Source organism: Streptomyces huiliensis, assembly GCF_020037025.1.
Taxonomy (GTDB): domain Bacteria; phylum Actinomycetota; class Actinomycetes; order Streptomycetales; family Streptomycetaceae; genus Streptomyces; species Streptomyces huiliensis.
In genome coordinates this window covers 1-9,145 of sequence record NZ_JAIQLH010000331.1, presented here as the reverse complement: position 1 = coordinate 9,145, position 9,145 = coordinate 1, and the positions used below count along the sequence as shown (strand labels likewise).

Below are 9,145 nucleotides of genomic sequence, written 5' to 3'. Positions count from 1 at the left end.
GGCCTTAAGTGGCCGTGCGGAGCGCGGCGTTCGTTTCACGGTAGGCACGGCGGGAGTGCGGCCGCAAGCGGGGGCTGCGCGGGCTCGCCTGCGGCGGGCTGTGCCCCGGTCCCTCCCCTTCGCCGATTCCTGGGGGCGAGCCCCCAGACCCCCTGAAACCGCGCTCCGCGCGGTTGTCCTCAAACGCCGGACGGGCTGAATAGCCCGCCCTGGGGGGTGTGGGGGCGCAGCCCCTGCAAGAAACGGCGAAAGGGCGGGACCGGGGCGAACCCCCTACGGCCGAGCCTCCAGCACGTGCACCCGCAGCGCCGCCCCCGACAGCGGATGCCGAGTCTCCCGCTCACACCGCATGCCAAGCTTCCGCATGATGCGCTCAGAAGCGTCGTTCCCCACCGCGTGCACGCTGACCACCCGCGCCAACCCCCGGTCCCGCAACGCGAAGTCCAGCACGGCGCGGGCCCCCTCCGTCGCCAAGCCGCGCCCCCAGAAGGGCCGGCCGAGGCGCCAGCCGATCTCGACGGCGGGCAGGATCTCCGGCAGGTAGTGCGGTACGGAGAGGCCGACGAAGCCGATCAGCCGGCGGTCCTCGCGGAGCTCGGCGGCGAACAGGCCGATGCCGCGCTCCTCCCACTCCCGTTCCCAGGCGGCGATCGACGCGGCCGTCTGGGCGCGGTCCTGGACCGAGCCGTCCCTGATCCACCGCATCACGTCCGGATCGGCCTGGATGGCCGCCATCGGTTCGAGGTCGTCCTCGCGCCAGCGGCGCAGCGTCAGTCGCGGGGTGCGCAGGGTGATCGTCATGGGGGCATCCTGCCCATTCCCGCGCCCCTTAGAGGTGAATCGGGCCACGCTCGGGCCCTCTTGGGGCTCTTGGGAGTGGTAGGAACGGCGCATCGTTCACGACCCAGGGAGCTTCCTTGCGTCCGACTTTCCGTGCGTCTCCGTTCCGTGCCTCCCCGTTCCGCGCCTCCCGGCTCGCCGCCGTCCTCGCCGCCGCCTCGGCCCTGCTCTGGTCGGCGCCGCCGCCCGCTGTCGCCGCCGGACCCGCCGGTTCGTACGCCGTCCTCGGCGACTCGTACTCGTCCGGCGTCGGCGCCGGCCCGTACGACCCGCTGAGCGGGCTCTGTCTGAGAAGCCCGCGCGCCCACGGCCCGTTGTGGGCCGCGGCCCACGGGGTGCGCGACTTCCGGTTCCCCGCCTGCGCGGGGGCCACCAGCGAGGACGTGCTGCGCAAGCAGGTCGGCGTGCTCGACCCGGGGACCCGGCTCGTCACCCTGACGCTCGGCGGCAACGACGTGGGTTACTCCGGCGTCATGCTCGCCTGCACCGTGGGCCTGCCCGGCACGTGCGACGCCGCGACCGACCGGGCCGAGGCCGAGATGGACCGCTCCCTGCCCCGCCGGCTGGACGCCGCGTACCACGCGATCGCCCAACGGGCGCCGCGGGCACGGGTCGTGGTGCTCGGCTACCCGTACCTCTTCGGCGGCCCCTCCTGCCTGGTCCCCTCCCCGCCGAACGCGCGGCGGATGGACCGGGCCCTCGACCACCTGGACGCGGTGATCGCCGACCGCGCCCGGGCCGCGCGCTTCACGTACCTCGACGCGCGCCGGGCCTTCGCCGGGCACGGGGCGTGTACCGGCGCGCCGTGGATCCACCCGGCCCAGCCGGCGTTCTGGGAGGCGTTCCACCCCAACGCGGCCGGGCAGCGGGGGTACTTCGGGATCCTGGCGCGCCATCTCTGAGCGGCGGAGGGGTCACTCGGGTCACTCCGGTCGCAGCGGTCGCAGCGGTTTTGAGGCGACGACGATCGCGTAGCCGACCTCGGGGGTGACGGCGAGCCGTTCCATCGCCGTCACCATGGCCTCCCACTCCTCCCGGTCCTCCGTGGAATCGTCGGGTCCGGCCGCCCGGAGGGCCGTGCAGAGGGCGTGGAAGGTCTGCGGAACGCTGTGGTCCGAGACGTCCGTGACGCTCTCCACGGCCAGTCCGGCGTCGGCGATCAGCGCCGGGTAGCCGGCGAGCGGCAGGATCGCGGCGATCCGGTTGAGTTCGCAGAAGGTGTCCAGGGCCGGGCGGCTCGCGGCCGGCAGCGGTGCGCGTTCGACCACGTTGGCGATGGCGAGCCGGGCCCCGGGCCGCAGCACGTCGTGGATCCCGCGCAGGACGCGCCCGGGATCGGGCATGTGGAGGAGGGACTCGAAGAGCCACGCCCCGTCGAACGAGCCGGGCGGGAACGGGAGATCGGCCGCGTCGGCGAGTCGGAAGGAGACGCGGCCGGACAGCCCCTCGGCGTCCGCCGCGGCGGACGCCAGGCGGACCTGCTCGCCGCTGAGGGTGATGCCGGTGACGGCGGCGCCGGTGGCGCGGGCGAGCTGGAGGGCGGGGCGGCCGGTGCCGCAGCCGGCGTCCAGGACGCGGTCGCCCGGCCCGACCTCCAGGGCGTCGGTCATCAACCGGGTCATCCGGCCGGACGCGGCGGCGACGGAGGCGTCGTCCGCCGGATCCGGCCAGTGGCCGAAGTGGATGCTGCCGCCGAGCAGCGCGGCGGTCCGTTCGCTGTAGCGGTCGTAGAGTTCCGCGATGGCCTCGGGGGTGACGTCCCGGTAACCACTGATCATGGCGGGTCCCTCCTGCGGGCGTGCGGGTGGACGGGCGTGCGGGTGGACGGGCGTGCGGGCGGGCGTGCGCGTGGACGGGCGGGAACGGGCTCGGTCGACGAGCGTTGACCTCTGAGACGTGGACGATCTCGGGAACGTTGCCCCGGCGGCGGGGAGGAAGCGGACAGAAGGTCCCGTTCCTCCTGAACGGATGGCCGGAACCCTCCGCCCGCCCGTTCGGGGCGGGGTGGACGAATCACGGCCGGCGCCGCGCCGAACTGGACCTTTTACGGCGGACGGGCGCCCTCCGCGGGACAAAAAAGAGCGATTTTGCGCCGCGCCCCGCACTGGTCACCATGTGCTGAAGTCGCACGGATCTGCGACCTGCCCGCAGGATGAGAGGCGCACCACCCCATGCACGAAACCGACGGCACCCCCGCGCGCCGTTTCGGCCTCCCCACGGCGATAGCGCTGGTCATGGGGAACATCATCGGCGGCGGCATCTTCCTGCTGCCCGCCTCCGTCGCCCCGTACGGCACCGTCAGCCTGCTCGCCTTCGGCGTGCTGACGGTGGGGGCCATCGCGCTCGCCCTGGTCTTCGGCCGGCTCGCGGAGCGGCATCCGCGGACCGGCGGGCCGTACGTCTACGCGCGCGAGGCGTTCGGCGACTTCGCCGGGTTCCTCTCCGCGTGGTCGTACTGGACCATGACCTGGGTCAGCAACGCCGCGCTCGCGGTGGCCGGCGTCGGCTACTTCCACGCGCTGACGGGCGGGAAGGGCTCGATGGGCGGCGACCTGGCCGTCGCCCTGCTGATGCTGTGGCTGCCGGCCCTGGCCAACCTGGCGGGCACCCGCTGGGTGGGGGCCGTCCAGCTGGTCTCCACGGTGCTGAAGTTCGTCCCGCTGCTGTTCGTGGCGGTCGTCGGGCTGTTCTACTTCGACCCGGCCAACCTGGGCTCCTTCACGGAGGGCGGCGGGAACTGGGCCGGCGGCCTCTCCGCGTCCGCGGCGATCCTGCTCTACAGCTACGTCGGCGTCGAGTCGGCGGCGATGAGCGCGGGCGAGGTCCGCGACCCGGAGCGCAACGTCGGCCGGGCGAGCGTGCTCGGCACCATCGGCGCGGCCGTGGTGTACCTGCTGGGCACGGTCGCCGTCTTCGGGACCGTGCCGCACGGCGAGCTGGTCGGCTCCTCGGCGCCCTTCTCCGACGCCGTGAACGCGATGTTCGGCGGGGAGTGGGGCGGCACGCTGATCGCCGCCGCGGCCGTGATCTCCATCGTGGGCGCGCTCAACGGCTGGACGCTGATGAGCGCCCAGGCCCCGTACGCGGCGGCGAAGGACGGCCTGTTCCCGGCCGTGTTCGCGCGCAAGCGGCGCGGGGTGCCGACGGCGGGCGTGCTCGCCGCGTCCGTGCTGGCCACCCTGCTGACGGTGATCAACTACGTGTCGGGCGCGGGCGGGGTCTTCGAGATCCTGGTGCTGGTCACCACGTTCTCCGCGACCGTGCCGTACCTGCTGGCCGCCGCCGCCCAGGTGTACTTCCTGCTCACGGGCCGGCGCGACCGGGTCCACGGCGGCCGGCTGACCCGCGACCTGGTGCTGGCGCTCGGCGCGTTCGCCTTCTCCTTCTGGCTGGTCGCGGGCGCCGGCTACAAGGCGGTCTACCAGGGCGTGCTGTTCCTCTTCGCGGGCGTGCTCGTCTACGTGTGGATGGCGGCCCGCCGCTCGCCGGAGCGGCCCGACGGGACGGCGGAGCGGCGGGCCGCGTCCGGGGAGTCCGCGGCTCCGGGGTCCGCCGAGGCCGCGGCTCCCGAGCCGGAGGCGGCCGCCGGGCGCTGAGCACCCCGGGGATGACGGACCTCCGGCGGACCGGGTGCCCTCAGCGGTCCCACAGGGCGCACGCGGCGCCGTGGTGATCGGCCGGGGCACGCAGGTGGTGTACGCGAGCGGGCGGCACGTTGTCCCAGACGACGTGCCGCCCGACGCCGTACCGGGACGTGTACGCGTCCAGCACCGCGTCCACCGCCCGGTGCCGGCGGGCCTCGGTCCGCGTGCTCGTCAGGGCGCGCAGGTGCCGGGTGCCCAGGTAAGCGAAGAAGGTCAGGTGCCCGCCGGGGACGAGCGCGCGCAGGTACTGCGCGAGGATCGCCTCGACCGTCTCCGGCGCGAAGTTGGTGAACGGCAGGCAGGAAACGATCGTGTCGTAGCGGTGTTCGCCCAGATCGAGGTCCGTGATCGACTCCGGTAGCAGCCGGATGCGGTCACCGGCCGCCACCATGGCCGGATCCGTCCCCATCAGTCCCTCCAGCATCCGGACGAACCGGGGGTTGAGCTCGACGACGTCGAGCCGGTCGCCCGGCCGGTCCAGCAGCTCCGCCAGCACGCGGGTGACCGTGCCCGTCCCGGCGCCCGCCTCCAGCACCGCCCGCGGTCGCCCGTCCCGCCCGCCCTGCCGGTCCCGCCGGTCCGCCTCCGTCAGCGGCTGGGCCAGCCGGCAGGCCAGGCTGTGACCGCTGGGGGCGATGGCGCCGGTGGTCCTGAAGGTGCGCGTCGCCTCGCGGAGGAAGGCGAGCGGGCCGGCCGGGGGAGCGGGGGACGGGGTACGGGCGGGTGTCGAGGTACGGGCGCTGCTGCCGGTGACGTCGGGGCCGAGGGTACGGGCGATCGGGTTCATGGCCACGACGCTAGGAACCGGAGACCGCCCGTCCATCGGCCGAACCGACCCGCCGACCCCCTACCGAAGTCGGGGGTTGGCGCCCCCGGTCGGCGGAGGCCGCCGCCCGGAACCCGTGTCTAGTCTGGGCGCGTGTTCACCAAGACCGATCGGACGTGGCCCCGGTGGGCCGAAGCCCTGCTCGTGGCCCTGGTCGGCTACCTGTCCGTCCAGGAGGCGTACGTCCGCGCGGACGGCCACTGGCTCGCCTGGGAGGCCGCGCTCGCCCTCGCCGCGACCGCCGCCGTGGCCCTGCGCGGGCGGTTCCTCCCGCTCGCCGCGGCCGTGACGGTCGCCACCGCCGCCGTGCTGGGCATTGTCCCGCCGCTGCTCGTCGTCCTCTTCCGCACCGCCCGGCGCGGCCGGCTCGTCCCCGCCCTGCTGTGCGCGGCGGCCGCACTGGCCGGCAACCGCCTCGCCGACCCCGGGCGGAACCTGTGGACCCTCCACCTCTACGGCCCCTTCATGCCCCTGGCCCTCGCGCTGGCGCTCGGCCTGTGGGCGGGCAGCCACCGGCGGCTGGTCGCCGCCCTCGACGACCAGGTCGAGCGGCTCCGCGTCGAACGCGGCCTCCGTGCCGAACAGGCCCGGCTCGCCGAACGCGCCCGCATCGCCGCCGAGATGCACGACGTCCTCGCCCACCGCCTCACCGTCCTCGCCCTGCACGCCGGAGCCCTGCGCCGGCGCGCCGCCGGCCTCCCCGAACCGGTCGCCGAACGCCTCGACCTGCTCCGCACCACCTCCACCGAGGCCCTCGCCGACCTCCGCGACGTCCTCGGCGCCCTGCGCCACACCGAGGACGGGCCGGACGCCGCCGACCGGCGCGAACCGGGCCTGCGCGAGCTCTCCGAACTGCTCGCCGAGGCGCGCGCCGCCGGGCAGACGGTCGAGGCGGACCTCGCCGGCGACGCCGAGTCCGTCCCGGTCAGCCACCGCCTCGCCGTCCACCGCGTGGTCCAGGAAGCCCTGACCAACGCCCGCAAACACGCCGCCGGCGCGCCCGCCCGGGTCACCGTCCGCTACGGAACGGCGGAATCCGCCGTGGACGTCCGCAATGACGCGGGCACCCCGTCCGAAGCCGCCGATTTCGGCAGCGGATACGGTCTGATCGGGCTCACCGAGCGCGTCACGGCGCTCGGCGGCCGGCTGGAGTACGGGCCGTCGGACCGGGGTGGCTGGCGCATGACCGCGACGCTGCCCGGGACCGGCCGGCAGGCTGCGGCACACACGGGCGCGGCATCCGCGGGAACGGGACCCGCGGGAGCGGCACGCGCGGGAACGGGACCCGCGGGAACGGGAGACACGGGAGCGGCATGATCCGAACCATGATCGTCGACGACGACCGGCTCGTCCGGCTCGCCCTCGCCGACATCCTCGACGACACCCCCGGCATCACCGTCGCCGCCCAGGGCGCCGACGGCGCCGAGGCCCTCGACCTGGCCCGCGCCCACCGGATCGACGTCGCGCTCATGGACGTCCGGATGCCGCGCGTCGACGGCATCGAGGCCACCCGGCGGCTGCGCGCCCTGCCGGACCCGCCGCAGGTCGTCGTGCTCACCACCTTCGACCTCGACCAGTACGTGTACGACGCGCTGGCGGCCGGCGCCTCCGGGTTCCTGCTCAAGGACACCGACCCCGCCGAGATCGTCCGCGCCGTGGAGGTCGTCGCCGCCGGCCAGGCCATGCTCCACCCGCACGCCGCCCGCCGCCTCATCGACCGCTACCACGACACCGCCCGGTCCTCCGGCCGCGCGGCCCGGGCCCGGGTGGAGCGGCTGACGCCCCGCGAGACCGACGTCCTCGCCCTGCTCGCCGGCGGCGCCTCCAACGCCGGGATCGCCACCGCGCTGGGCATGCGGGAGAGCACGGTGAAGGCGCACGTCAGCCGGATCCTGGCGGCGCTGGAGGTGGGCAACCGGGTCCAGGCGGCACTGTGCGCGCGGGACGCGGGCATCGGCGCCACGGGGTGAAGGCCGGCTTCCGCATCGGGCCACTACCTGGGAGGTAATCGCCGTCCGCCCGGGCGCACGGCAGGCTGTGGGCATGCCTCCGGACCCGGGCGCTCGGGTTCGGAGGCCCCCAAGCCCGAGGCCCCAAGCCCGAGCCCCCAAGCCCGAGGCCCCAAGCCCGAGCCCCCAAGCCCTAGGCCCCAAGCTCGAGGCCCCAAGCCCCCTCTTCGGAAAGAGAGTTCACCATGTCCGTCTACGAGAACGCCGTCACCCGCTACCTCGCCGCCTGGAACGCCGACGCGGAGACCCGCGCCGCGGCCGTCGCCGCCGCCTGGACCGAGGACGGCTCGTACACCGACCCGCTGGCCGACGTCGCCGGGCACGAGGGCATCACCGCCGTGATCGCCGGGGCCCACGAGCAGTTCCCGGGCTTCGAGTTCCGGCCGACCGGTGCCGTGGACGGGCACCACAACACCGTCCGCTTCGCCTGGGAGCTGGTGTCGACCGCCGACGGCTCCGCGCCCGTCTCCGGCTCCGACGTGGCGGTGCTCGCCGAGGACGGCCGGATCCGCAGCGTCCTCGGGTTCCTCGACCGGGTGCCCGCTACGGCGTGAGGCTCCGCAGGTGCGCGGCCGTCTCCGGGTCGGCGGGGAGGAAGGTCTCCAGCGCGAGTTCCGAGACGGTCACGTCCAGCGGGGTGTTGAAGGTGGCGATGGTCGAGACGAACGACAGCGTCCGGCCGCCGACCTCGATCACCAGCGGCAGGGCGACCGGGGCGCGCCGGTCGGCCATCCGCTCCTCGCCGCAGGGGTCCGGCATCGGGAAGCCGGTGACCTCGTCGTACAGGGCGCGCAGCGGCGCCGACCGCATCAGGGCGAGCTGGCGGTCCATCTGGTGCAGCAGGTGGCAGCGCCACTCCAGGAAGTTGCGGATGCGCGGCGCCATGCCCCGCGGGTGCAGGGTCAGCCGCATGGCGTTCAGCGGCGGCGTCAGCAGCTCCTCGGCGACGCCCTCCAGCAGCAGGGGGACGCTCCGGTTGGCCGCCACCACCTGGTACGTACCGTCGACGACCAGCGCGGGGAACGGCTCGTAACCGCGCAGCAGGACGTCCAGGCACTCGCGCATCTCGCTCAGCGCCGGGTCGTCCAGCGACCGCTCGGGGTAGCGCGGGGCGTAACCGGCCGACATGAGCAGGGCGTTCCGCTCCCGCACGGGTATGTCCAGGTGGTCGGCGAGGCGCAGCACCATCTCCTCGCTCGGCCGGGACCGGCCCGTCTCGATGAAACTGATGTGCCGGGCCGAGGAGTCCGCGCGAAGGGCCAGCTCCAGCTGGCTGATCCGACGGCGGTTCCGCCAGGAGCGCAGGAGCGCTCCCACTTGCGGGGCCGCCGGGGTCGCAGTAATCGTCATGCGTGCGACCGTAACCCGCCGTCCTCCGGGCTGCCGCGAAATAACCCGCGCCCCGTGGGAGCCTTGGGGTAACGGGACGGGACGAGGGTCCGACGAGGAGGAGCCGTCATGACGGTGGAACCGCTGTCGCAGCAGGACGTCGAGGAGCGCCTCCGGGAGCTCCCCGGCTGGACGACGGACGGGCTGCTGCTGCGCCGTACCTACGCCTTCGCCGGGCACCTCCCGGCGGCGGCCCTGGTGCTGCACATCGCGGTGATCCAGGAGGAGTTGGGGCACCACGCCGAGGTCGTCCTCGGGTACGACAAGGTCGGCGTCGCCGTGAACACGCACAGCGTGGGCGGCAAGGTGACCGGCCTGGACATCGAACTCGCGCGCAGGATCGAGGCGGTGGCGCCGGGGCACGGGGCGCGCTGACCGCTTCCGGCGTCCGGTGCCGACCGCTTCCGACGCCCGGTGCTGACCGCTTCCGGCGTCCG

The 9,145-nt window shown here is 74.6% G+C and carries 10 protein-coding genes; 6 read left to right on the top strand and 4 right to left on the bottom strand.

The annotated features are described in order from the left end of the window. Positions 1–273: 273 nt before the first annotated feature. Positions 274–801: a GNAT family N-acetyltransferase gene (locus JNW98_RS32655; RefSeq protein WP_223771921.1), complete on the bottom strand. Its 528-nt coding sequence runs from the start codon at positions 799–801 to the stop codon at positions 274–276. Positions 802–917: 116 nt separating this feature from the next. On the opposite strand from JNW98_RS32655, the gene JNW98_RS32650 reads away from it, so the two are divergent. Then, entirely contained in the window at positions 918–1,742 is an 825-nt protein-coding gene (locus tag JNW98_RS32650) for an SGNH/GDSL hydrolase family protein (protein ID WP_223771920.1), read from the top strand. Positions 1,743–1,763: 21 nt separating this feature from the next. Here the strand turns inward: JNW98_RS32650 and JNW98_RS32645 are convergent, their stop codons facing one another. Further along, positions 1,764–2,618, bottom strand: coding sequence for an SAM-dependent methyltransferase (locus JNW98_RS32645; protein WP_223771919.1), 855 nt, complete (start codon positions 2,616–2,618; stop codon positions 1,764–1,766). Positions 2,619–3,011: 393 nt separating this feature from the next. On the opposite strand from JNW98_RS32645, the gene JNW98_RS32640 reads away from it, so the two are divergent. Then, complete coding sequence (locus JNW98_RS32640) at positions 3,012–4,436, top strand: amino acid permease (protein WP_223771918.1); 1,425 nt, start codon at positions 3,012–3,014, stop codon at positions 4,434–4,436. A gap of 40 nt (positions 4,437–4,476) precedes the next feature. Here JNW98_RS32640 and JNW98_RS32635 read toward each other — a convergent pair whose 3' ends face one another. Next, positions 4,477–5,271, bottom strand: coding sequence for a class I SAM-dependent methyltransferase (locus JNW98_RS32635; RefSeq protein WP_223771917.1), 795 nt, complete (start codon positions 5,269–5,271; stop codon positions 4,477–4,479). 132 nt (positions 5,272–5,403) lie between these two features. Here JNW98_RS32635 and JNW98_RS32630 point away from each other — a divergent pair, with 132 nt between their 5' ends. The 3 genes from JNW98_RS32630 to JNW98_RS32620 all read left to right on the top strand — a co-directional run bounded on the left by JNW98_RS32630 (position 5,404) and on the right by JNW98_RS32620 (position 7,873). Continuing rightward, a complete protein-coding gene (locus tag JNW98_RS32630; RefSeq protein ID WP_223771916.1) occupies positions 5,404–6,627 on the top strand; it encodes a sensor histidine kinase in 1,224 nt (407 codons plus the stop codon). Next, positions 6,624–7,280 (top strand): response regulator transcription factor, encoded by a 657-nt coding sequence (locus tag JNW98_RS32625; protein ID WP_223771915.1) that lies wholly within the window; start codon positions 6,624–6,626, stop codon positions 7,278–7,280. The genes JNW98_RS32630 and JNW98_RS32625 overlap by 4 nt, the downstream gene beginning before the upstream one ends. 224 nt (positions 7,281–7,504) lie before the next feature. Next, on the top strand, positions 7,505–7,873 hold the full coding sequence (locus JNW98_RS32620; RefSeq protein WP_223771914.1) for a nuclear transport factor 2 family protein: 369 nt from the start codon (positions 7,505–7,507) through the stop codon (positions 7,871–7,873). On the opposite strand, the gene JNW98_RS32615 is transcribed toward JNW98_RS32620, so the two are convergent. Next, positions 7,863–8,669, bottom strand: a complete 807-nt coding sequence (locus JNW98_RS32615) for a helix-turn-helix domain-containing protein (RefSeq protein WP_223771913.1) — start codon at positions 8,667–8,669, stop codon at positions 7,863–7,865. The two genes, JNW98_RS32620 and JNW98_RS32615, sit on opposite strands and share 11 nt — an antisense overlap. A gap of 108 nt (positions 8,670–8,777) precedes the next feature. On the opposite strand from JNW98_RS32615, the gene JNW98_RS32610 reads away from it, so the two are divergent. Further along, the gene (locus tag JNW98_RS32610; protein WP_223771912.1) at positions 8,778–9,083 is read left to right on the top strand and encodes a 4a-hydroxytetrahydrobiopterin dehydratase; all 306 of its coding nucleotides are present in this window, start codon (positions 8,778–8,780) and stop codon (positions 9,081–9,083) included. Positions 9,084–9,145 lie beyond the last annotated feature (62 nt).